At 70.0% G+C, this 22,855-nt stretch carries 21 protein-coding genes; 17 read left to right on the top strand and 4 right to left on the bottom strand.

Annotation, left to right across the window (positions count from 1 at the left end; all coding sequences use genetic code 11):
• Position 1 precedes the first annotated feature (1 nt).
• From H5U26_RS10645 to H5U26_RS10635, 3 genes are read right to left on the bottom strand one after another with little or no spacing between them, the layout of a single operon-like run.
• On the bottom strand, positions 2 to 832 hold the full coding sequence (locus H5U26_RS10645) for an FAD/NAD(P)-binding protein (protein WP_290619457.1): 831 nt from the start codon (positions 830 to 832) through the stop codon (positions 2 to 4).
• Positions 829 to 1,296, bottom strand: a complete 468-nt coding sequence (locus H5U26_RS10640; RefSeq protein ID WP_290619455.1) for a cyclic nucleotide-binding domain-containing protein — start codon at positions 1,294 to 1,296, stop codon at positions 829 to 831. Before H5U26_RS10640 ends, H5U26_RS10645 begins: the two co-directional genes overlap by 4 nt.
• Complete coding sequence (locus H5U26_RS10635; RefSeq protein ID WP_290619453.1) at positions 1,293 to 2,429, bottom strand: 4Fe-4S dicluster domain-containing protein; 1,137 nt, start codon at positions 2,427 to 2,429, stop codon at positions 1,293 to 1,295. The genes H5U26_RS10640 and H5U26_RS10635 overlap by 4 nt, the downstream gene beginning before the upstream one ends.
• A gap of 135 nt (positions 2,430 to 2,564) precedes the next feature.
• On the opposite strand from H5U26_RS10635, the gene H5U26_RS10630 reads away from it, so the two are divergent.
• Positions 2,565 to 3,113 carry a hemerythrin domain-containing protein gene (locus H5U26_RS10630; RefSeq protein ID WP_290619451.1) on the top strand — a complete coding sequence of 183 codons (549 nt, stop codon included), beginning with the start codon at positions 2,565 to 2,567 and terminating at the stop codon, positions 3,111 to 3,113.
• 78 nt (positions 3,114 to 3,191) lie between these two features.
• Here H5U26_RS10630 and H5U26_RS10625 read toward each other — a convergent pair whose 3' ends face one another.
• A complete protein-coding gene (locus tag H5U26_RS10625) occupies positions 3,192 to 3,776 on the bottom strand; it encodes a Uma2 family endonuclease (protein ID WP_290619449.1) in 585 nt (194 codons plus the stop codon).
• A gap of 143 nt (positions 3,777 to 3,919) precedes the next feature.
• On the opposite strand from H5U26_RS10625, the gene H5U26_RS10620 reads away from it, so the two are divergent.
• The 16 genes from H5U26_RS10620 to H5U26_RS10545 all read left to right on the top strand — a co-directional run bounded on the left by H5U26_RS10620 (position 3,920) and on the right by H5U26_RS10545 (position 22,516).
• Positions 3,920 to 5,029: an S-(hydroxymethyl)glutathione dehydrogenase/class III alcohol dehydrogenase gene (locus tag H5U26_RS10620; protein ID WP_290619447.1), complete on the top strand. Its 1,110-nt coding sequence runs from the start codon at positions 3,920 to 3,922 to the stop codon at positions 5,027 to 5,029.
• 11 nt (positions 5,030 to 5,040) lie between these two features.
• Positions 5,041 to 6,489: a cardiolipin synthase gene (gene cls / locus H5U26_RS10615; RefSeq protein ID WP_290619445.1), complete on the top strand. Its 1,449-nt coding sequence runs from the start codon at positions 5,041 to 5,043 to the stop codon at positions 6,487 to 6,489.
• Between the two features lie 197 nt (positions 6,490 to 6,686).
• The gene (locus H5U26_RS10610; protein WP_290619443.1) at positions 6,687 to 7,406 is read left to right on the top strand and encodes a response regulator transcription factor; all 720 of its coding nucleotides are present in this window, start codon (positions 6,687 to 6,689) and stop codon (positions 7,404 to 7,406) included.
• On the top strand, positions 7,396 to 8,694 hold the full coding sequence (locus H5U26_RS10605; RefSeq protein ID WP_290619441.1) for a HAMP domain-containing sensor histidine kinase: 1,299 nt from the start codon (positions 7,396 to 7,398) through the stop codon (positions 8,692 to 8,694). Before H5U26_RS10610 ends, H5U26_RS10605 begins: the two co-directional genes overlap by 11 nt.
• Before the next feature lie 152 nt (positions 8,695 to 8,846).
• On the top strand, positions 8,847 to 9,959 hold the full coding sequence (locus tag H5U26_RS10600; RefSeq protein ID WP_290619439.1) for a DegT/DnrJ/EryC1/StrS family aminotransferase: 1,113 nt from the start codon (positions 8,847 to 8,849) through the stop codon (positions 9,957 to 9,959).
• Positions 9,952 to 10,674 carry a glycosyltransferase family 2 protein gene (locus tag H5U26_RS10595; protein WP_290619437.1) on the top strand — a complete coding sequence of 241 codons (723 nt, stop codon included), beginning with the start codon at positions 9,952 to 9,954 and terminating at the stop codon, positions 10,672 to 10,674. The genes H5U26_RS10600 and H5U26_RS10595 overlap by 8 nt, the downstream gene beginning before the upstream one ends.
• A 16-nt stretch (positions 10,675 to 10,690) precedes the next feature.
• Positions 10,691 to 11,362: a VTT domain-containing protein gene (locus H5U26_RS10590; protein ID WP_290619434.1), complete on the top strand. Its 672-nt coding sequence runs from the start codon at positions 10,691 to 10,693 to the stop codon at positions 11,360 to 11,362.
• A complete protein-coding gene (locus H5U26_RS10585; protein WP_290619432.1) occupies positions 11,352 to 12,464 on the top strand; it encodes a Gfo/Idh/MocA family oxidoreductase in 1,113 nt (370 codons plus the stop codon). The genes H5U26_RS10590 and H5U26_RS10585 overlap by 11 nt, the downstream gene beginning before the upstream one ends.
• On the top strand, positions 12,464 to 13,291 hold the full coding sequence (locus H5U26_RS10580) for a hypothetical protein (protein ID WP_290619430.1): 828 nt from the start codon (positions 12,464 to 12,466) through the stop codon (positions 13,289 to 13,291). Before H5U26_RS10585 ends, H5U26_RS10580 begins: the two co-directional genes overlap by 1 nt.
• Positions 13,288 to 14,916, top strand: a complete 1,629-nt coding sequence (locus tag H5U26_RS10575; protein ID WP_290619428.1) for a glycosyltransferase family 39 protein — start codon at positions 13,288 to 13,290, stop codon at positions 14,914 to 14,916. Before H5U26_RS10580 ends, H5U26_RS10575 begins: the two co-directional genes overlap by 4 nt.
• Positions 14,906 to 16,414, top strand: a complete 1,509-nt coding sequence (locus tag H5U26_RS10570) for a glycosyltransferase family 39 protein (RefSeq protein WP_290619427.1) — start codon at positions 14,906 to 14,908, stop codon at positions 16,412 to 16,414. The genes H5U26_RS10575 and H5U26_RS10570 overlap by 11 nt, the downstream gene beginning before the upstream one ends.
• Positions 16,393 to 17,847 carry a glycosyltransferase family 39 protein gene (locus H5U26_RS10565; RefSeq protein ID WP_290619425.1) on the top strand — a complete coding sequence of 485 codons (1,455 nt, stop codon included), beginning with the start codon at positions 16,393 to 16,395 and terminating at the stop codon, positions 17,845 to 17,847. The genes H5U26_RS10570 and H5U26_RS10565 overlap by 22 nt, the downstream gene beginning before the upstream one ends.
• A 246-nt stretch (positions 17,848 to 18,093) precedes the next feature.
• Positions 18,094 to 18,828, top strand: a complete 735-nt coding sequence (locus H5U26_RS10560) for a hypothetical protein (protein ID WP_290619423.1) — start codon at positions 18,094 to 18,096, stop codon at positions 18,826 to 18,828.
• A 206-nt stretch (positions 18,829 to 19,034) separates the two neighbouring features.
• A complete protein-coding gene (gene gnd, locus H5U26_RS10555) occupies positions 19,035 to 20,015 on the top strand; it encodes a phosphogluconate dehydrogenase (NAD(+)-dependent, decarboxylating) (protein WP_290619421.1) in 981 nt (326 codons plus the stop codon).
• A gap of 23 nt (positions 20,016 to 20,038) precedes the next feature.
• Positions 20,039 to 21,412, top strand: coding sequence for a glucose-6-phosphate dehydrogenase (gene zwf / locus H5U26_RS10550; protein WP_290619420.1), 1,374 nt, complete (start codon positions 20,039 to 20,041; stop codon positions 21,410 to 21,412).
• A gap of 447 nt (positions 21,413 to 21,859) precedes the next feature.
• Positions 21,860 to 22,516 (top strand): hemolysin III family protein, encoded by a 657-nt coding sequence (locus H5U26_RS10545; RefSeq protein WP_290619418.1) that lies wholly within the window; start codon positions 21,860 to 21,862, stop codon positions 22,514 to 22,516.
• Positions 22,517 to 22,855 lie beyond the last annotated feature (339 nt).

The raw sequence follows: 22,855 nt of genomic DNA, 5'->3' as shown, positions 1-22,855 counted from the left end.
GTCACAGCTCCGCCACGTCGAGCAGGCCCGCCAGGCGTGGCCAGGCCAGCACCGGGCCGTCGCGGCAGATGAAATGCGGCCCCAGCTGGCAGTGGCCGCAGTAGCCGACCGCGCATTTCATGTTGCGCTCCAGCGACAGGTGAATCGCCGTCGCCGGCACGCCACGGCGCAGCAGCGCCTCGCCGGCGAAGCGCATCATGATCTCCGGCCCGCACACCAGGGCGGTGGTGCGCGCCGGATCGACGTCGGCGCGGGCGATCAGGCGCGTCACCACGCCGACCTCGCCGGTCCAGTCGGGCGTGGCGCGGTCCACCGTCACGCGCAACTCCAGATCACCGCGCGCACGCCAGGCGGCCAGCTGGTCCGCGAACAGCACATCGGCCGGGCCGCGCGTGCCGTAGAGCAGGCACAGCCGCCCGAACTGCGCACGCCGGGCCAGCGCCCCGAGGATGGCCGGGCGCAGCGGCGCCAAGCCCAGGCCACCGGCGACGATCAGCAGATCGCCGCCTTCGGCCTCGGCCAGCGGCCAGGCGCTGCCGTAGGGGCCGCGCCGGCCGATCACCGTGCCCACCGGCAGCGCCGCCATCGGCCGCGTCACGCTGCCCACGGCGCGGATCGTGTGCAGCAGGGGCTCGCCGGCCGCCGCGCTGCTGATCGACACCGGCACCTCGCCGATGCCGTAGGCGTACAGCATGTTGAACTGGCCGGGCAGGAAGGTGAGCGCCGGTTCCCCGAGCGGCTCGACCGTCCAGGTAAACACGTCGGCGCTGTCCTGGCGGCGCCCGACGATGCGGTACGGCGCCGGCAGCGTGGGTTCGGCGGGCGCGCTCATCGCCGTCCTCCCGGCGGGGCATAGACGTCCAGCACCTGCAGGCGGCAGGACTGCACGCGCTCGCTGAGCGTCGACACCAGCACCTTGAGCACGGCGCAACCGACCGTCGGATCGCGCTCCATGAGCGCCCGCAGCGGCGCGGCGGCAAAGGCCAGCGTGCGCGTCGGCGTGGTCGCCAGCGCGTCGAACTGGCAGCGATACGGCGGCGCAAACCACGACCAGCCGACCGCCTCGTCCGGGCCTAGGGTTTCCAGCGTCACCAGGCCCTGCCCCGGCAGGGCGAGCCGGATTTTCACCTGCCCTTCCAGCACCCAATAGAACGTGTCCGCCGGGGCGTGCTGGCGCAGCAAAAACTCGCCCGGGGCGAACTGCCGCTCGCTGGCGCAGGCCGCCAGCTCCCCGCACTGGCCCTCGCTCAGCCCCTGGCAGAAGCGCTGGCTCGCGACCAGTTCGCGCAGCGTCATGGCCTGCCCCCCGCGTCGCTGGCGGCGATGGCGGCCACCTCTTCGGTCAGGTCGATGCCCACCGGGCACCAGCTGATGCAGCGCCCGCAGCCGACGCAGCCGCTTTGCCCGAACTGCTCGTGCCAGGTGGCCAGCTTGTGCGTGAGCCACTGCCGGTAGCGCGCCTTGACCGAGTCGCGCACGCTGCCGTGACCGAGGTGGCTGAACTCGACGTTGAAGCAGGAATCCCAGTGCCGCTCCCGGTGCGCGGCGCCGGCCAGATCCGTGACTTCCTGGTTGCTCGAACAAAAGCAGGTCGGACAGGCCAGCGTGCAGTTGGCGCAGGAAAGACACCGCTGCGCCACCGCGTCCCAGCGCGGGTGCTGCAGATTGCGCATGAGCAGCGCCGGCACCGCGGCGGCATCGATGCGGCGCGTCTGCCCGGCGGCGACGCGCTGCGACTGCGCGCCGGCAGCGGCGATGTCATCCGCGCTGGCCGCCGGCCCGGGCAGGCCGGCCAGCAGCTCGCGCCCGAGCGCGCTGCCGGCCTCGACCAGGAAGCGCTGGCCGGCGGCGTCGATCAGCTCCGTGAGCACCAGATCATGACCACCACGCACCGCCGGCCCGGTGTCCATCGCGCTGCAAAAGCAGGTGTCGGCCGCCACCGCGCAGTTGACCGCCACCAGCAGCACCGCCTCGCGCCGCGCCGCGTAGGCCGGATCGACGTGCTCGCCGCCGGCGAACACCCGGTCCTGCACGCCGATGGCCGCCAGCTCGCAGGCGCGCACGCCGATGAAGGCGCGTTTCGGCGCGTCGATCGGCTCCGGCTTGAAACTAAGCCCGCCGTCGTCCAGACGCTGCACCGAAAACAGCGTCTGCCTGGGCGGGAACAGATAGCGCTTCCACGAGTGCGGCCCGACGGCGTAGCCGAACACCGCGTCGTCGTCGCGCCGCGTGAGCCGGTAGCTGCCCGGCGCCTGCTGGTCGGTCCAGCCGGCCGGCAGCTCGGCCACAGCATCGATGCGGTCGTAGACGATGGCGCCGTCCCGGTGCACCGGCCCGACGATCTCGTAGCCGCGCCGGGTCAGCGCATCGAACAGCGCCTGCAGGCCGGCGAGGTCGATCAGCTTCACGGTGTGTGGTGGCTCTTGCATGGTTTCGATTGTGACCCGCTCCGGGTGTGCACGGCTCTGACCTCGCGCAATAACGCGCTCGCCAGGCCGTATCGACATGATGCCTTCCGGAAGGTGTCAAATGGGTGTCATGCCACCCGACTGCGAGGTTCCACCATGCACCCACTCGCGCAACGCCTGCACGACGATCACCGGCGCCTGACGCAGGTGCTGAACGTCCTGGAAACCCAAATCGATCGCCTGGCCCGGGCCGAGGATGTGGATTTCGACCTGATGCTGGACGCCATGACCTACATCACCGAGTTCCCCAACCGCCTGCACCACCCGGTCGAGGACGTGCTGTTCGCGCGTCTGGCGGCCAGCGACCCCGGCGCCGCCGACGCCTGCCAGGCGCAGATCGCCGAGCACGAGCGCCTGTTTCACGACAGCGCCGCGTTCTATGGCCTGCTCGAGGCGGTGCAGGTGGACGATGCGACCTTGATGCGCGACCGGCTGGTGGACGCCGGCCGCGAATTCATCGCCGCGCAGCGGGCGCACCTGCAGCGCGAGGAGCGGGAACTGCTGCCGCGCGCCGAACAGCAGCTGCGCGACGCCGACTGGGACATCGCCGCAGGCACCGCCAGCGTCGTCAGCGATCCGCTCGACGCAACAGTCACGCCGGCGCGTTATCAGGCGCTCTACAAGGCCATCTGCGCAGCGCATTAACGGCCGCGCCAGGCCAGACCTTCGGCGCCGACCGGCATCCCGAAACACCGGTGGCGCGCCCCGTTCAGTCCACCCGGATCAGTCGGCAAGCGCGCCCGCCAACAGATCGAGGTCGACCTGCACGCGGTCCGGAATCGTTGGACCGAGACTGCCGGCGAACTCCTGCACGTGCGGCTTGCCGTAGGCGCCGTCCCGCAGGCGGTAGACGGTGACCAGCCGGTCGCCCGGATGCACCAGCCAGTATTCGGCCACGCCGTGGCGTTCGTACAGGTCGCGCTTGAGCAGCTGGTCGTGGCTGGCGGTACCCGGCGACAGCACCTCGATGATCCAGTCCGGCGCGCCGCGGGCGCCGCGCTCGTCCAGGCGGCTGCGGTCGCAGAACACGGCGATATCCGGCTGCACCACGGTGTCGATGGCCTCGTCGGCCTCGTTGCCGCGCGGCAGGCGCACATCGAAAGGGGCGGCATAGGCCCGGCATGGGTGGCCCTGCAGAGCATTTGCGATCTGCCGGAACAATTCGCCGACAACCTGCTGGTGCCGCCGCGTGGGCGCAGGCGACATGGCGTAAGCGCGGCCGTCGATCAGCTCGTAGCGCAAGTCGTCCGGCCAGGTCAGGTACTCGCCGTAGGTATGCAGCTGTTGATCGCGCAGGGGCAGCCCCATGACAGGTCTCCGGAATCACGGCCGGCTGCATGGTAGCAGCCGCACAGGCCGCTGATTGGGACATTCGGCCGGCCGCCAACGGGCAAGCGCGGCACGTTGGCATAATGCCCCGTTGCCACGCCACGCACACAGGGAGCCGATTCATGAAAGCACGCGCCGCCATCGCCTGGGCCGCCGGCCAGCCGCTGGAAATCGACGAGGTCGAAGTGGCCGGACCCAAGGCCGGCGAGGTGCTGGTGCGCATGGTGGCGACCGGTGTGTGCCACACCGATGCCTACACCCTGTCCGGCCGCGACCCGGAGGGCGTGTTCCCGGCCATCCTGGGCCACGAGGGCGGCGGCATCGTCGAGGACATCGGCCCCGGCGTCACCACGCTCAAGCCCGGCGATCACGTGATTCCGCTGTACACGCCCGAGTGCGGCCAGTGCGCGTTCTGCACCTCGGGCAAGACCAACCTGTGCCAGGCCATCCGCGCCACGCAGGGCAAGGGCCTGATGCCGGACGGCACGTCGCGCTTCACCGCCCGCGGCAAGACCGTCTTCCACTACATGGGCACCTCCACCTTCAGCGAATACACGGTGCTGCCGGAAATCGCCGTGGCCAGGATCAACCCCGCCGCGCCACTGGACAAGGTGTGCCTGCTCGGCTGCGGCATCACCACCGGCATCGGCGCGGTGCTCAACACCGCCAAGGTGCAGCCCGGATCGACGGTGGCGGTGTTCGGTCTGGGCGCGATCGGTCTTAGCGCCGTGCAGGGCGCGGTGATGGCCGGCGCCGCACGCATCATCGGTGTCGACCTGAACCCCGCCAAGTTCGAGCTGGCGCGACAGCTGGGCGCCACCGACTGCGTGAACCCCGCCGAGCATGCGGCGCCGATCCAGGACGTGATCGTCGAGCTGACCGACGGCGGCGTCGACTATTCCTTCGAGTGCATCGGCAACGTGGATGTGATGCGCGCGGCGCTGGAGTGCTGCCACAAGGGCTGGGGCGAGTCGACCATCATCGGCGTGGCCGGCGGCGGCGAGGAAATCCGCACCCGGCCCTTCCAGCTGGTCACCGGCCGGGTGTGGCGCGGCAGCGCGTTTGGCGGCGTCAAGGGGCGCTCGCAGCTGCCCGGCTACGTGGACCGCTACCTGGCCGGACAGATTCACGTGGACGAGTTCGTCACCCACACCCTGCCGCTGGAGCAGATCAACCACGCCTTCGAGCTGATGCATGCCGGCCAGAGCATCCGCAGCGTGATCCTGTTCTAGGCCGGTCCGGCATGGCATTCGAACTGCCGGCGGCGGTCGGCTGGCTGGTCCTTAGCCTGCACACGGGCCTTAGCCTACTGTGCGCCTGGCATGCCCTGCTGACCAAACGCGAGCCGCGCTCCGCGCTGGCCTGGATCGGCATCACCCTGCTGCTGCCGCTGGGCGGGCCGCTGCTGTACCTGGCGTTCGGCGTGAACCGCATCCGCACCCGTGCCCGGCGCCTGCACGGGCGCCTTGCGCTGCCGCTGGAGTTTGGCTACGAGCAGGCGGAGGATGCCGAACCGGCGCCACCCGATGTCCCGGCCAGCGCGGGCGGACCGGGCGGTCCGATTGCCCGCGCCTCCGGCCGCATCAGCCATCGCCCCTGCCTGCCGGGCAACACGGCCGAACTGCTGCACAACGGCGAGCAGGCCTACCCGGCCATGATCGAGGCCATCCGCTCGGCCGAGCGCTACATCTACCTGTCGACCTACATCTTCGGCGCCAGCGGCGCGGCGCGCGACCTGATCGACGCGCTCAAGGCCGCTCAGCGCCGCGGCGTGACGGTGTGCGTGCTGATCGATGGCCTTGGCCAGTGGTACACGGCGGCGCGGGCACGGCCACTGCTCAAGGAAGCCGGCGTGCGGGTGGCCGAGTTCCTGCCGCTGCGCCTGTGGCCGCCCAGCCTGCACGTGAACATGCGCAATCACCGCAAGGTGCTGGTGGTCGATGGCGAAGTCGCCTTCACCGGCGGCATGAACATCGCCGACTACCACTGCGTGGCCGGCGGCGGCCGCAACCGGGTGATCGACCTGCACCTGCGCCTGCGCGGGCCGGTGGTCGGCCAGATGGAAAGCGTGTTCGCCGAGGACTGGCATTTCGCCACCGGCCAGGCGCTGCCGGAACCGGCGCCCGCCGGCAGCGGCCCGGGCAGTGCGTCCTGCCGGGTGATCACCGACGGCCCCAACGAGGACCTGGACCGCCTGGCGCTGGTGCTGCTGGTGGCCGTGTCGGCGGCGCAACGGCGCATCTGCATCATGACGCCCTACTTCCTGCCATCGCGCGAGCTGCTGGGCGCCCTGCAGGCGGCGGCCCTGCGCGGCGTGCAGGTGTCGGTGCTGCTGCCGGGCAAGAACAACCTGCCCTACGTGCACTGGGCCACGCGCAACATGCTGTGGGAGCTGCTGCAGCACGGCGTCGAAGTGCGCTACCAGCCGCCGCCGTTCGTGCACAGCAAGCTGCTGCTGATCGACGAGGACTACGCACAGGTCGGTTCGGCGAATCTGGACCCGCGCAGCCTGCGCCTGAACTTCGAGCTCAATGTCGAGCTGTACGACGCGGCCCTGAACACCCTGCTGGCGGATCATTTCGCGACCGCCTGGGAGCGTTCGCGCCCGGTGACACTGACCGAAATCAGCCAGCGCCGCCTTGCCGTGCGCACCCGGGACGCGCTGTGCTGGCTGTTCTCGCCGTATTTGTGAGGCCGGGCCGAGCGTACGCCGCCGGCGCCGCGGTAAACCCCGACGGTTCGGCGAACACTGCGGTCCAGCATGGCGCCTGAACCCCGCAGCGGCCACAATCGACACCCCAAGGCAACCCGTTTTCCCGCCGCAGCGTCCGCCTCGAACCCTGCCGGGCGGCACAAGCCTACATTCCAAGCCCCTATGCCGGACCGCCGATGACTCTGGGTCGTGAGCGCGACACCGCGGCGCCGCGCGTTCGGGTGTTGTTCATCGAGGACAACGCGGCCCTGCTGCAGAACCTCTACGACTATTTCGAGGACCAGGGCTACGAGCTCGATTCGGCGCGCGACGGACTCGCCGGGCTGGCCCTGGCCAGCAGCGGCGCCTACGACCTGATCGTGCTGGACCTGAGCCTGCCGCGCCTGGACGGCCTGGAACTGTGCCGGCGGCTGCGGGCCGACCAGGGCCGGCGCACGCCGATCCTGATGCTGACCGCCCGCGATGCGGTCGAGCAGCGTGTGGCGGGCCTGCGCGCCGGCGCGGACGACTACCTGGTCAAGCCGTTCGCGCTGGCGGAACTCGAAGCCCGCATCGAGGCCCTGCTGCGGCGCAGCCAACCGGTCGGGGAGTCACTGCTGCGCTTCGCCGATCTGGTACTGGACGTCGCCAATGCCCGCGCCGTGCGCGCCGGGCAAGCGCTCGCGCTGACGCCGACCGAACTCAAATTGCTGGAGACCCTGCTGCGCGCCGCGCCACGCCTGGTGCGGCGCAGCGAACTGGAACGCGTGCTGTGGCCAGACCTGCCGCCCGACAGCGATGCCCTGCGCACGCACATACATGGTCTGCGCCAGGCGGTCGACCGGCCGTTTGCGAGCCCGCTGATCGAAACCGTCCGCGGCATCGGTTACCGCCTGGCAGCGCCCGGTGGCGATTAAGCGCACGCCGCTGCGCCAGCGGCTGGTGGTGGCCTTTGTGGCGATGACCGCCGCGGTGTCGGGCCTGTTCTCGCTGGTCACGTTCGTAGCCATCGAGGAATTCGAGGAAAACCTGTTCGTGAGCCAGCTCGAAGGTGATCTGCACTGGTGGATCAACCACCTGGGCGAGACGCCGCAACCGCAGCCGCTGACCCTCGCCAACCGGACACGCCTTTACGTCACGCCAGACATGCCGGCAGGGCAACTGCCACCGTTCCTGGCCCAGCAGGAACGCGGCTGGCGCGAAGTGTTCGACGGCCACGACACCTATCATGTGGTGCGCCGGGACCACGCCGGTCGGCGTTATTACCTGGTCAGGGACGCATCCGCGCTGGAAAACAGGGAGCGGGGCTGGTTTGCGGTGCTGCTGGGCGGCACCGTGGTGTCCGTGCTGGCGGCGCTCCTGCTCGCCCGACTGATCGCCAGCAGCGTGCTCGAGCCGGTGGTCCGCCTCGCGCGACGCGTGCGCCGGGCCGATCCGGCGCGCGCCCCCCGGCACCTGGCAACCGGCTTTGCCGACGACGAGATCGGCCAACTGGCACGCGTGTTCGAACAGCGCCTGCGGCAACTGCAGGGGTTCATCGCCAGCGAACGGCTGTTCACCAGCGACGTCAGCCACGAGCTGCGCACGCCGGCCGCCATCATCGCCGGCGCTGCCGAAACCCTGCTGGCCCGCTCGGAACTTCTGCCACGCGCGCGCAGCGCCGTCACGCGCATTCACCTCGCGGCACAGGAAATGCAGGACCTGATCGATGCCTTCCTGACCCTGAGCCGGACGCCTACCGCCGCCCCGCCCGGTCAGCACCCGCCCTGTTCGGTAAACGCCGTGGTACAGGCGGAAGTGCGGCGCATACGCGCACAGGCGGCGCCCGGCACGCCGCCCATCGTGGTGGAGGAACAGGCCGAACCGAGCCTGAACTGTCCGCCCACCCTGCTCACCGTCGCCGTGCGCAACCTGCTGGACAATGCCGTCCGTTACGCACCGGAAGGCACGGTACACATCACCGTACGCGCCGACGCGGTGGTGGTGCAGGACAGCGGCACGGGCTTGCAGGAAAGCGACATCCCCCGGGCCTTCGACCGCCACCGGCGCCTGGCGCCGGAAATACCCGGCGGCGAAGGACTCGGCCTTGCCATCGTGCAGCGCATCTGCGAACGCAGCGGCTGGCAGGTGCAGGCGCAGGTCTTGCCCGCGGGGATGCGCTTCGAGTTGTGGTTCGGCGGCGAGGTCTCACACCGGCAGCAGTGACGTCGAATCCGGTGCCCTGCAATGCCCCTTGCTTAACGAAGCGCTGAACACTTCAGCGTTTCCTTAACGCTTTCCTGACGGTTCCCTGACGCGGCCTTGACGGTGCGCTCACTAGCATGCGCGCACCCTCCACCCCACTTCGGGAAGCCCTGATGCCGGATGCACCCGTCCCGCTGGTCGATTTGCGCCGTCAGTACGCACCGCTGCTGCCGGCACTGCAAGCGGCGGCCTGCCAGACACTCGCCGACTGCGACTTCATCGGCGGCAAGGCGGTACGGGTATTCGAGGCGGAATTCGCCACCGCGCTCGGTGTCGCCGCCAGCGTCGGCGTCGCCAACGCCACGGCCGGCCTGCACGCCGCACTGCATGCGCTTGGCATCGGCCCCGGCGACGAGGTGATCGTGCCGGCGCACACGGCCATCGCCACCGCCGAGGCGGTGACCCTGGCCGGCGCGCAGGTGGTGTTCGCCGACATCGAGCCGGACACCTGCACGCTCGATCCGGATGACGTGGCCCGGCGCATCACGCCGCGCACCCGCGCCATCGTGCCGGTGCACCTGTATGGCCACGCCGCGGACCTGGACCGGCTGCTGCCGCTGGCGCGCGCGCATGCGCTGTGGGTGGTCGAGGACTGCGCCCAGGCGGTCGGTGCGCAGCTGCACGGCCAGGCGCTCGGCAGCTTTGGCGACGCCGGCGTGTACAGTTTTTTCCCGTCCAAGAACCTGGGCGGTTTCGGCGACGGTGGGGCCGTCATCGCCCGTGACCCGGCGCTGCTGAAGAAGATTCGCATGTACTCGAACCACGGCCGGGAGGACAAATTCCGCCACGACTTCGAGGGCACCAACAGCCGCCTGGACACGCTGCAGGCGGCGCTGCTGCGGGTGAACCTGCCGCACCTGGCGGCCTGGAATGAGGCCCGGCGCGCCATCGCCGACCAGTACCGGCAACGCCTGGGGCACCTGGACTGGCTGCAGCTGCCGGTGCAGCGCGACGGCGCCGAGCACATCTACCACGTCTATGTGGTGCGCACCCAGCAGCGCGAGGCGCTGGCCGCGCATTTGCATGAGCTGGGCATACGTACCGGCCTGCACTACCCGATCGCGCTGCACCGCCAGCCTGCCTACGCACGCCTCAATCTGGGGCCGGGCAGCCTGCCGGTGGCGGAGGAGGCCTGCGCCAGCTGCCTGTCGCTGCCGATGTTTCCGGGTTTGACGCCGGCCGAGGTCGAGCGCGTGTGCGACGCCGTGGAGGCGTTCCATGCCTGAGGCGCCGCAGCTGTCGGTGGTGATCCCGGTCTACAACGAACAGGACAACCTCGAACCACTGCTGGCCGAGCTCGCGCCGGTGCTCGACGGGCTCGGCCGGCCCTGGGAGGTGCTGTTCGTGAACGACGCCAGCACCGACGCCAGCGCGCAGGTGCTGGCCCGCCTGGCCGCCGCCGAGCCGCGCGTGCGCGTGCTCACGCACCGCATCAACAGCGGCGAGAGCGCCGGCCAGGCCACCGGCTTTCGCGCCGCCCGCGGCGAGCTGGTGCTGACCATGGACGCCGATCTGCAGAACGACCCGGCCGACATTCCGCGCTACCTGGCGGCGCTGCGCGCCGACCTGGACTGCGTGTGCGGTTACCGGGCCGAGCGCCAGGAAGGCTGGCTGCGGCGCTTTGCCTCGCGCACCGCCAACCGCTTTCGGGCCGCCATCACCGGCGACCGGCTGCGCGATGCCGGCTGCACCTATCGCCTGATCCGGCGCCGGGCGCTGGTCGAGATACCGGTCTTCAACGGCATGCACCGCTTCCTGCCGACGCTGATCAAGGCGCAGGGTGGCGCAGTCACCGAAATCCCCATCAACGACCGCGCGCGCCGCTTTGGCGTGTCCAAGTACGGCATCAACAACCGCCTGTGGCGGGGCCTGGCCGATTGCTTCGGTGTGCGCTGGTATCAGCGCCGGGCGCTGCGCGTGGATCGCGTGTCGGAAGATTGATGCGCACTTTCGGCGCATGAGCGCGCGTTACCGGCCGTTGTTGCTGGTGGCCGCGGTACTGGCCGTGCTGTTCCTGCTGCACGGCACGTCGCTGGGTACACGGCTCGACGACTATCAGCAGATCAAGTCCTGGCTGGACCGCCAGGGCGCGCTGGCGCCGCTGTGGTTCGTGCTCGGCGGTGGACTGCTCAGCGCCATCGGCGTGCCGCGCCTGGCGCTGTATTTCCTGGGTGGCATGGCCTTCGGCTTCGCCGCCGGGCTGTTGTACGCCCAGCTAGGCGCCACGCTCGGCGCGGTCATTACCTTCTCGACTGCCCGTTCGGCCGGCCGCGCCTGGGTGCAGGCGCGGCTGGCCCATCATCCCGGCCTGCGCCGGCTGCTGGATCAGCGCACGGTGCTGGCGGTGTTCGTGCTGCGGCAGCTGCCGATCGCCAGCGCCGTGATCAGCCTCGCGCTGGGCGTGCGGCACGCTCCGGTCGGTGTGTTCTTGCTCGGCACCTTTCTGGGCTTTCTGCCGGAAGGCATACCGCTGGCCCTGCTCGGCAGCGGCCTTGGCAAGACCTCGCTGTGGGTGTCGCTGGCACAGGTGGCGGCCGCCGCGCTGATGTTGCTGGCGCTGGCCGGCGGCGGCTTGCACGTGTACCGCCGCTGGCGGGAAATCGAACCTGGAGAACACTATGAAGCATGAACCGGTCGCCGTGGCCGTGGTCGGCTGTGGCCGCGTCGCCTACAAGCACTTCGACGCCATCGCCGAAATGAGCGAGGCGCGCCTGGTGGCGGTGTGCGACAGCGATCCGGCCAAGGCTGCAAGCACTGCCACCGCCCACGGCGTGCCGGGCTACGCCGACTACCACGCCATGCTGGCCGCGCACCCCGAGATCGAGCTGATCCACGTGCTGGTGCCCACCGGTTACCACGCGCGGGTGGTGGTCGACCTTTCGCAGTACGGGCGCGCCATCGTGGTCGAGAAGCCGATGGCGCTGACGGTGGCCGACTGCGACGCCATGATCAGCGCCTGCGCCGCCCACCACGCGCCGCTGTACGTGGTCTACCAGAACCGCTTCAACACGCCGGTGCAGGCGGCACGCCGGGCCTTGGAAGCCGAGCGCTTCGGCACGCCGGTGCTCGGCACCGTGCGCGTGCGCTGGTGCCGCCACCAGGACTACTACGAGCAGGACGACTGGCACGGCACCTGGGCGCTGGACGGCGGCGTCATGTCGCAGCAGGCCAGCCATCACCTGGACCTGCTGCAGTGGTTCATGGGCCCGGTGGAGTCGGTGCAGTGCCAGATCGCCACGCGCCTGCTCGACATCGAGGTCGAGGACACCGCCGCCGCCCTGCTGCGCTTTCGCTCCGGGGCACTCGGCGTGTACGAGGCCACCGTGGCGGCGCGCCCGGACAATCTGGAAGGGTCGCTCAGCGTGCTTGGGGAACACGGCTCGGTGGTCATCGCCGGCATCGCCGTCAATCAACTGGCCCAGTGGCGCTTCGCCGGTGACGGCGACGATCCGCAGCAGGTGATGCAGGCGGCCAGCGAGGCGGTAAAGAACGAATACGGCAACGGTCACGCCCGTTACCTGAAGGCGGTGATCGACACCCTGCGCGGCGCGCCGCCGCACCCCTGGCTGGTGGACGGCGCCGAAGGCCGGCGCAACATCGCCCTGCTGACGGCACTGTACGAGGCCGGGGTCGGCGGCGGCACGGTAGTGCCGGGCAGCCCACCGCAGCACTCGCCGCTTGGCCGGGTACCGCTGACGGCGAAAAAGCGGCCGCCCCGGGCGATCGCCTGATGCCACGCCGCCATTGCAGCGCGCTGGCTGCGCTCGGCGCCCTGGCGGTGCTGGGCGCTGCCGGCTACGGCGTGCTGTGGCCATTGCGGCTGGCCACCGGCTGGCAGCTGGTCGACACGATCGACCTGCCACGGCCGGACAGTCTGGCGCTCGACAAGGACGGCCGGCCGCGCTACGTCACCACGCAAACCCGGCCCGGCCGCTTGCTCGAACTGACTGCGACCGGACCGCGGGTCGTGTTCGGTGACTTTGGCGAGCCCGATGGCCTGCTGCTGGGGCCAGGAACCGTGATCGTGACCGAAGAAGAAGACGACGGCCGTGTCATGGAATACGACCTTGCCAACGCGACCCTGCGCGTCCTGGGACGCATGAACAGTCCGGAGGGCGTGCTGCGCCGTGCGGACGGCAGTCTGCTGGTGGCACAGGATCAACCGCAGGGCCACCTGTGGCTGCTGCGCGAGGGCGCCGCGCCGGTATCGCTGGTGGACGGCCTGGACCGGCCGGAGGGCCTGTGCACGCTGCCGGACGGCCGCATCGGCATCGCCGAATCCGGTCGCGGGCGCATCCTGGCCTGGGGTCCGGCCGGCCTCCAGACCCTGGCCGGGGATCTGGACGGCATCGACCAGCTCGCCTGCGGCGCCGACGGCAGCCTGTGGGCCGTCATCAGCCAGAACCGCAGTGGCGAGCTGGTACGCATCAAGGACGGCCGCCGGCAGGTCATCGCCCGCCACCTGCGCCAGCCACAGGGCATCGCGCTGGCGCCCGATGGCGGTCTGTACCTGGCAGAGACGGGCGCCGACCGGCTGCTGCACCTGGCGCCACGATGAGCGGCTCCCAACCCTGCGCGCCCGGCTGGGCGAGCGGCGCCTGGCCGGCCCTGGCGCTGGCCCTGCTCACCGGCCTGCTGTGGCTGTGGTGCCGCCCGCTGCTGCCGATCGACGAGACCCGCTACCTGTCGGTGGCCTGGGAAATGTGGCTGCGCGGCGATTTCATCGTGCCGTACAAGAACGGCGCCGTATACGTCGACAAGCCGCCCCTGCTGTTCTGGCTCATGCAGGCCGGCTGGGCGCTGTTGGGCGTCAACGAATGGTGGCCGCGCCTGGCGCCGACGCTGGCGGCCATGGCCGGCTTGCTGCTCACGGCCCGGCTGGCGGCACACCTGTGGCCGCAGCAGCCAAAGGCGGCGCGCCTGGCGCCCTGGCTGCTGGCCAGCGCTCTGCTGTGGCAGGTGTTCACGGGCGCCGTGATGTTCGACACGCTGCTGTCGGTGTTCAGCCTGCTGTGCCTGAACGCCCTGGTTGCGCCGCCGCTGGGGCGCGGACGCTGGGCCTGGTTTGCGCTCGGCATCGGCGGCGGGCTGCTGACCAAGGGCCCGGTAATCCTGCTGCACACGCTGCCGGCGGCCCTGCTGGCGCCGTGGTGGTGGGCCGGTCGCAACGAAACCGGACAGTGGCGGCGCTGGTACGGCGGCCTGCTGCTGGGCCTGCTGGGTGGTGCGGCCATCCTCGCCGCCTGGCTGTGGCCGGCGATCGGTCGCGCCGGCGCCAGCTACGGCGCTGCCATCGGCATCCACCAGACCAGCGACCGGCTGGTGCACAGCTACTCGCACCGCCGGCCCTGGTGGTGGTATCTGCAACTGCTGCCGGCGCTGCCGCTGCCGTGGACCTTGTGGCCGCCGCTGTACCGGGGACTGGCCCGCCTGCGCGGCGCGGGCGACGCCGGCGTGCGCTTTTGCCTGACCGCGACGCTGCCCGCGCTGCTGATCTTTTGCCTCATCAGCGGCAAGCAGGCGCATTACCTGCTGCCGCTGCTGGCGCCGGCGGCGGTCCTCGCCGCGCGCGCGCTCGCCGACCTCGAAACGCCCACCACGCGGCGCAGCGGCCTGCCGCTGGCACTGCTGCTGGCCGTGTGCGGCCTGGCCGTGCTGGTGCTACCGCACCTGCAAGGGTCTCGCCCGACACAGGAATGGATGGGGCACGTTCCTTCCTATGTGCCGGTCGCGCTGTTGCTCGCGGCGGCACTGATCGGCTGGCCGCAGCGCAGCGATCCCATAACCGCGAGCTACCGCACCGGCCTCGTCTTCGCGCTGGGTTTCGGCATCTTCTATGCTGGCGCCATGCAGGCACTGGCTCCCCGTTACCGACTGACGGCATTCGCCGAACGGATCGCCGCCGCGCAGGCGCACGGCGCACCGGTCGCCCACGTCGGCAAATACCACGCCCAGTTCCAGTTCCTCGGTCGCCTGCGCCAACCGCTCACCATCCTGCATGACGAACAACTGCCCGCCTGGGCGGCTGCCCACAGGGACGGTTACGTGGTCTATCCGTGTGAACGCTGGCAAGCCGCCCCGCCGGGCGTTCATGCCCAGCCCTATCGGGGCGGCGCGCTGCGCCTGTGGCCGGTCAGGTTGCTGGCGTCCGATCTGTCCGAGGAACACCTGTGTGGTGACTGATCCGGGCTGGCGGACGGCCGCCATCGCGCTGCTGCTGGCGGCGCTCAGCTGCCTGTGGCAACTGGGCGCGCTACCGATCAGCCGCAGCCAGGAGCTGCGCGTGGCCGAGACGGCGCGCGAGATGCTCGCCAGCGGCGATTACCTGACGCCGCGCTTCAACGGCGAGCTGCGTTTCCAGAAGCCGCCGCTGGCCTACTGGCTGACCGCCGCCAGTTACCGCCTGCTCGGCCGCGTGGACGAGTTCTCCGCCCGCCTGCCGGCGGCCTTGGCGGCGATCGGTGTGATGCTGCTGGTGACCGCCTGGACGCGGCGCCAGTTCGGCGAGCCGGCGGCGCTGGGCGCGCTGGCGGTGCTGGCCTCCAGCCACATCACGCTGCGTTTTTTCCATACCGGCGAGACCGATCCGCTGCTGCTGCTGTTCGTGAGCCTGGGCGCGTTTGCCGCCTGGGCCGCGATACGCGAGGCGCGCCCGGCGCCCGGCAGCCGGGCCGTGCTGTGGGCCGCCATCACCGGCGGTACGCTGGCCAAGGGTCTGCCGCCGGCCGTGTTGCCGCTGCTCGCGGGCCTCGTGTGGTGTGGCCTGAACCGGCACTGGACGCGCCTGCGGACGCTGATCTGGCCGCCGGGCGTGGCGCTGCTGATCATCGTCGGCGGCGCCTGGTATCTGTGGCTGTGGCGGCACCACCCGGAGGCGACGGCCGCCATCCTCGGTCGCGAAATCAGCGAGACCTATCTGCACGGCGACCACCCCGGCCCGCCCTGGTACTACCTGCCGCGGGTGTTTCTGTACTTCGCGCCGTGGTCGGCGCTGCTGCCGGTCCTGGCCTGGCGTTACCGGCGCTGGCCGAGCGATGCCCTGCAGGGCTATGTGCTGATCTGGCTGCTGGTGACCTTCGTGGTCCTGAGCCTCAACACCAACAAGCAGATCCAGTACGCGCTGCTGCTGGCGCCGGCGCTGGCGATCCTGTGCGGTCAGACGTTGGCAAGCGGCTTGCCGCGGCCGCGCGCCTGGCAAGCGGCCGCCTATGGCTTCGCGGCCCTGCTGCTGGCCGCCGGCGGCTATTTCGCCTGGCTGCTCGGAGCGCGCTATCTGCTGGCGCCGCTGCTGGCCGGCGTGGCCCTGCTCTGGCTCGGTCGGCGGCAGGCCATGACCGGCGCCCTGCTGCTGGCGGTGGTCATGACGGGTGCCTTCCGGCTGGGCGAAGCCTATGGCCTATCGCGCCATGCGGATACTGCAGCGCAACTGCGCGCGGCCGGCCAGGCCGCGCGTGGCCGGGCGCCGCTGCTGGCGCTCGGCCTGCGCGAGGTGGAACTGGCCTTTTATGCGCAGGCGCTGGTGCCGACGGTCGAGCCCGGCGACCTGGCGGCACACTTGCCGGCGCGCGGCACGCTGTACCTGTTCGCGCCCGGCGAGCGCTTCGATCCACCGCCCGGCTGGCAGGCCGAGGCCCTCCTCATCCAACCCAAGCTGAGCCTGTGGCGGCTGAACCGACCCTGATCACCCAACCGGCGCGCCGCTACGGCGCGACCGTCGCCCTGCTCGCGCTGGCCGTGCTGCTGTGGCGGCTCGGCGCCTTGCCGCTGCTGTCGGAAAACGAGGGCCGCCGCGCGGCGGTGATCCAGACCATGCACGCCAGCGGCGACTGGCTGGTGCCGCGCCTGAACGACGCGGTGTACGTTGACAAGCCGCCGCTGCACTACTGGCTGGGCCTGGCTGTGGCCCACCTGCGCGGCGCCGCCGACGCCTGGGCGGTGCGCCTGCCCTCGGCGCTGGCGGCGCTGGCGCTGCTGGCCGGATTGCATGGCGCCGTGCGCCGCCAGACGCCGACCGCTTCATGGGCGGCGGCTTTTGCCGTGCTGGCGCTGCTGTGCAACGTGGGCTTCAGCATGTTCGCCCGGCGCGCCGAGATCGACATGCTGTTCGCGGCGCTGGCCGGCGGCGCCTGGCTGGCAGCCAGCCATTGGCTGCTCAGCGATCGGCGCCGGCACTGGCTGGATCTGGCCTACGCGCTGCTGGGCCTGGCGCTGCTGACCAAAGGGCCGGTGGCCTTGCTGTTCTTTCCGGCGCCGCTGCTTGGCCATTACCTGTTTCACCGCCAGCGGGCGGCGCTCGACGCGCTCGGCCACTGGCGCGGCTGGGCGCTGGCGCTGCTGATTGCCCTGCCCTGGTATGCGCTGGTGACGGCCAAGCTCGGCGCGGCGGTGTGGGCGCCGGTGGCGGCCACCGATCTGGCCGGCAAGGCCTATGGCATGGCCTTCGATCCGCCATGGAATTACCTGCTGTGGCTGCTGGGCGACTTTGCGCCGCTGAGCCTGATCGTGCTGGCCACGCCGCGGGCCAGCTGGCGGGTCTGGCGGGCCACACCGGCCGGCCGGCTGCATCTGTCCGGCCTGCTGCTGCCGCTGCTGGTGTTGTCGCTGCTGGCCAACAAGCACGCCAAGTACCTGCTGCCGGCCTATCCGGCCGCCGCCGTACTGATCGGCGTGCGCCTGGCCGATTTCGCTGCCGTGTCGCGACGGCGCTGGCAGGTCATCGCCCTGGGCGGCCTGCTGCTGACAGTCGGCTGGGCCGGCTATTACGCCTTCGGCGAGGCGCGGCTGTACCGCTACCGCTACACGGGTCTCGGCGAACTGGCCGCGGCGCTGCGCGCCAGTCCCGGCCCAGTGCTCAGCCTCGCGCCGGTCGATGCGCGGCTGCTCTACTACTACGGCGCACCGATTCCGGTGGTCGACGCCGCCGGGCTGCGCGCGCAGGCGGCGCATGGCCCAGTGCGGCTGGTCATGGAAGACGCGCGCCTGCCGGCGCTGCCGGAAGGCATCGAACGCTGCGCCAGCGAGCGCTTCACTCCGTACCTCAAGCGCCGGCGCAGCGCGCAAATACTGACGCTTGCCGCCGACTGCTCGACCCCCACCGCCGATCGCGCACCGTGACGGCGACATCGGCGGCACTGCTCCGCCGCCACGGTTACGCCATGCTGGCTGCCGGCCGTTTCCCGGAAGGGTGCGACACGCATCTACCCCCAACCATCCGCGATGTGACCGGTGCGTCTCAGGCCGTAACGCATTCTTCACGCCGCCTTGACGCCGCGTTAACTGGCCGTCTGCCAATGTCCCTGGGCCGCCCCGCAGCGGCAGCCGGCCACGGGCGCCCGTGGTGCTTTCTGGCCGATATCGCGCATGAGCAAGGTGCCCGAAGTCACGCTGCTGTTCTGGGTGGTCAAGATCGCCGCCACCACGCTGGGCGAGACCGGCGGCGACGCACTGTCCATGTCGCTGGGTCTGGGGTATCTGGCCGCCACCGGCATCTTCGCCGTGGTGTTCGCGGCCGGCGTAGTCGCGCAGACGGTCGCCCGGCGCTTTCATCCGGCCCTGTACTGGAGCGCCCTGATCGCCAGCACCATGCTGGGCACGACGCTGGCCGACTTCGCCACCCGCTCGCTGGGCATCGGCTATCCGGGCGGCAGCCTGCTGCTGGCGCTGCTGCTGATCGCCTCGCTCGCCACCTGGCGGCGCACGCTCGGCACGGTGACCATCAGTTCGGTCGGCACACCCGCGGCGGAGGCGTTTTACTGGCTCACCATCATGCTGTCGCAAACGCTGGGCACGGCACTGGGCGACTGGACCGCTGACACCGCGGGTCTGGGGTACCTGGGCGCCATGGCGCTGTTCGGTGGTCTGCTGATCGCGCTGGCCGGCGCCTACCGCTGGACGCGGCTGTCGCACACCGTGCTGTTCTGGTCGGCCTTCGTGGTGACCCGCCCGCTCGGCGCCGTGGTCGGCGACTTCCTGGACAAACCGCTGGCCAGCGGTGGGCTCGGCCTGGATCGCTTTGCCGCCAGCGCTGTGCTGCTGGCGTTCATCACGCTGTGCCTGCTGCTGTTCAGGTCACCCCCGGCCCGCAACGCGCACTGAGGATGGTTTACACACGCGGTGTTGCCGGGACTGGACACCTGGTCCAAGGCCTTTTAAGCGCCCGCCGCCGTCCTGCAACGCCGGCGTCGGCGAGCCGTGGCAGCATCACCGCCGAAGGGCATCACGGCTGGTCTAAGCCGTCGTCACGGACGGCCCGCAACGTCGGTCAGACCGGCGTGGACTGCCTCAACAGTGGGAAATGACCAATGCAAATCGGCATGATCGGCCTGGGCCGGATGGGCGCCAACATGGTCCGCCGGCTACTCGCCGGCGGCCATCAGTGTGTGGTGTTCGACCGCAACCCGGCAGCGGCGCAGGAACTCGTCGCGCTGGGCGCAGTCGCGGCCTCATCCCTGGCGGGACTGGTTGAAAAACTGACGCTGCCGCGCACGGTGTGGATCATGCTGCCGGCGGGCGCGGTGGAAGAAACCGTCACCGCGCTGGCGTCCCTGCTGACGGCAGGCGACTGCATCGTCGACGGCGGCAACTCGCCGTTCGAGGCCGCCATTCGCCGGGCACAGGCGCTGCGCTCGGCCGACATCGACTTCGTCGACGCCGGCGTCAGCGGCGGTGTGTGGGGGCTGGAGCGCGGCTACTGCCTGATGCTCGGCGGCCCAGCGGCGGCCGTGGATCGCCTCAAACCGCTGCTCGAAACCCTGGCGCCGGGGCGGTCCGGCATTGCGCCAAAGGTCGAGGCGACTGGCAGCGCCGCGGACGGCTACCTGCACTGCGGACCGTCCGGCGCCGGCCATTTCGTCAAGATGGTGCACAACGGCATCGAATACGGCCTGATGGCGGCTTACGCCGAGGGCTTCAACCTGTTGCAGCACGCCGGGGCCGGCCTGGCGCCGGACGCCAGCACCGAGCACGCCGAGCGCTACCGTTACCGCTTCGACCTGCCGGCCATCGCCGAACTGTGGCGGCGCGGCAGCGTCGTCGGCTCCTGGCTGCTCGACCTGACCGCCGCGGCGCTGGGCGACGATCCCGGCCTGCAAGGGTTCGAGGGCCGCGTGGCCGATTCCGGCGAGGGCCGCTGGACGCTCAAGGCCGGCATCGACACGGCAGTCCCCATGCCGGTAATTTCCGCCGCGCTGTATGGCCGCTTCGACTCGCGCGGCGAGGCGGACTTCGCCGACCGCCTGCTGTCGGCCATGCGCTGGCAGTTCGGCGGTCACCAGGAAAAATAACCCGCACCCCGGACGCTATCCCCATGACCGAAACCTGCGACGCCCTGGTGCTGTTCGGCGCCACCGGTGACCTGGCTCACCGCAAGCTCTACCCGGCGCTCAAGGCCATGATCCGCAGCGGCCATCTGGACCTGCCGGTGATCGGCCTGTCGCGCGCCGGCTGGGGGCTGGAGCAGTACCGCGAGCGGGTGCGCGACAGTCTGGCCACACGCAGCGGCGAGGCGACCTCGCCGGAAGCAACGCGCCTGCTGGAGCTGCTGCGCTACGTGGACGGCGACTACCACGACCCGGCCACCTTCGAGCGCCTGAAGGCCGCCCTGGGCGATGCCAAGCATCCGTTGTTCTATCTGGCCATCCCGCCGAGCCTGTTCGGGCCGGTGGTGGAATTTCTCGGTTCTTCCGGCTGCGCCGCCGGCGCCCGGCTGGTGATCGAAAAGCCCTTCGGGCGGGATCTGGCCACGGCGCAGGCACTGAACCGAACCCTGCACACGGTGTTCGAGGAGCCAGCGATCTACCGCATCGATCACTTCCTGGGCAAGGAGCCGGTGCAGAACCTGCTGTATTTCCGCTTCGCCAACAGCTTTCTGGAACCGATCTGGAACCGCGACCACGTCGAGAGCGTGCAGATCACCATGGCCGAGACGCTGGGCGTGGAGGGCCGCGGCACGCTCTACGAGGAACTGGGCGCCGTGCGCGACGTGGTCCAGAACCACCTGCTGCAGGTGCTGACCAGTCTGGCCATGGACCCGCCGGTCGGCTACTGGGGCGAGGCACAGCGCGACGAGCGCCTGCGCGTGCTGCGCGCCATCCCGCCGCTGACCGTACAAAGCCTGGTGCGCGGCCAGTACCGCGGCTATCTGGACGAAGCGGGCGTGGCACCGCACTCGACCGTGGAAACCTACGCCGCGCTGGAACTGCGCCTGAACACCTGGCGCTGGCAGGGCGTGCCGTTTTTCCTGCGCGCCGGCAAGTGCCTGCCGGTCAGCGCCACCGAAGTGGTGGTCGTGCTCAAGGCACCCCCGCAGCAGGTGTTCGAGGAACCGATCCCGCCGCAGTCCAACTACTTCCGCTTTCGCCTGGGCCCGGATCAGGTGTCGATCGCCATCGGCGCGCGCAGCAAAAGCCCCGGCGAGTACATGGCCGGCGAGGAAAAAGAGCTTTTCATGTGCGACACCACGCCCGAGGCGCGCGAGGCCTACGAGCGCCTGATCGGCGACGCGCTGCGCGGCGACCCGACGCTGTTCTCGCGCCAGGACGGCGTGGAGGCCGCCTGGGCCATCGTCGACCCGGTGCTGCACACCGAAGGGCCGGTGTACCGGTACGAGCGCGGCAGTTGGGGTCCGCGCGAAGCCGATCGCCTGGTGGGGTCGATTGGGGGCTGGCGCAATCCGGCCTGATCGCGCACGAACTGCCGACCCTTGCTGATGCAGCCCGGCCGGCAGTCGGAACAAACCCCTTGATTCACGGGCCTTGCTGCGCCGACGCAATCCGGGCCGCGGCTGGGTATTCATCCCAGATGCCCAAGTCCGAGTTTGCCTCTACTCTCAACGCACCGGCTTGGCCACGTCCACCACGCTGACCTGTATCTGGCGCTGCTGCGCGCCGCTCAGGGTTGCGCGTAGCTGGGTTTCCAGATCGCCAGGGAAACGCTTCGTTTCCCGCAGCGCAGGGACGCGCCACCAAGATGAGCGGCTGTACGCTGCTGATCGTGTGAGCCATCGGAAAACCGCACTTTTCCGATGGCGAACGCCGAGAAATCCAGGGTGAATTTATTCAGGTTTCCCCCAATCCGCGTAGTGAGCAGGCCAGCACGGCTAAACGCAGCCTGCGGAGGATGACACGTCGTGAACAAATCGCTCGCCAAACCCAAGCGCGAACAATCACGAGCGGAAGAATGGGCAAACAGCATCAGCCACGGCACCGGGCTGGTTGCCGCACTTATCGGAACTCCGTTTCTCGTCGCAAACGCGGCACGGCATGCAGACACCGGATTCATGGTCGCCACCAGTGTCTTCGCCGCTAGCATGATCCTTCTTTATCTTTCCTCAGCGTTATATCACGCGCTACCCACAGGCAGGACCAAGGACGTTTTTCGGGTCATCGAACATTCCGCTATCTTTCTGCTCATCGCCGGGTCGTACACACCGTTCACGCTCGGGGTGCTGCGTGGTGCGTGGGGCTGGACGCTGGTCTGGCTTGTCTGGAGTGTTGCCGTGGCCGGAGTGACACTCAAGATATTCGACAAGATATCCCACCCGGTACTTTCCACCGGTCTTTATGTGCTGATGGGATGGCTGATCGTGATTGCCGTCGATCCGATGCTCGAAAGAATGCCTGTAGCGGGCCTGCTCTGGTTGCTGGCGGGCGGGCTTTTCTACACTTCCGGGGTGGCCTTTTTCGCAACCGATTCCAGGCTGCGATACGGCCACCTGATCTGGCATCTGTTTGTCATGGCGGGCGCCACGTGCCATTACTTCGCCGTTCTCTGGTATGCCGCGTGACACGCCAGTGAACATGGCGCCGGGTACCGACAATACGTAGCTTGTATGCAGCGAATCGGAATCCGGGATTACCGGGCCAGCCGTACCGGTAGCGCCCCCTGGAACCGCTTACGTCTTGACGCTCCTCCTCCCCCTGGGGGAACGTTCTCCGGCTGATCCCCGGAGCGATGGCTGGACAGGCTGAGGAAGCGCTGCGGTCTGTTGAACCTGTAATTCAGATAAGCCGCCGGCCATCACCCTGATCTTCAGTTCGAACAGTATCCGAGGCGGTGGCCCTGCGGCCTGAGCCTGCACAGGTAAGGTGGAACGGATCGGGCCAGGGGCGTGTTTTTGGGTTTT

The sequence above is a fragment of the Immundisolibacter sp. genome (assembly GCF_014359565.1).
GTDB lineage: Bacteria > Pseudomonadota > Gammaproteobacteria > Immundisolibacterales > Immundisolibacteraceae > Immundisolibacter.
Note: the sequence above shows the minus strand (reverse complement) of the source record. Positions and strands in the feature narration are given on the sequence as shown.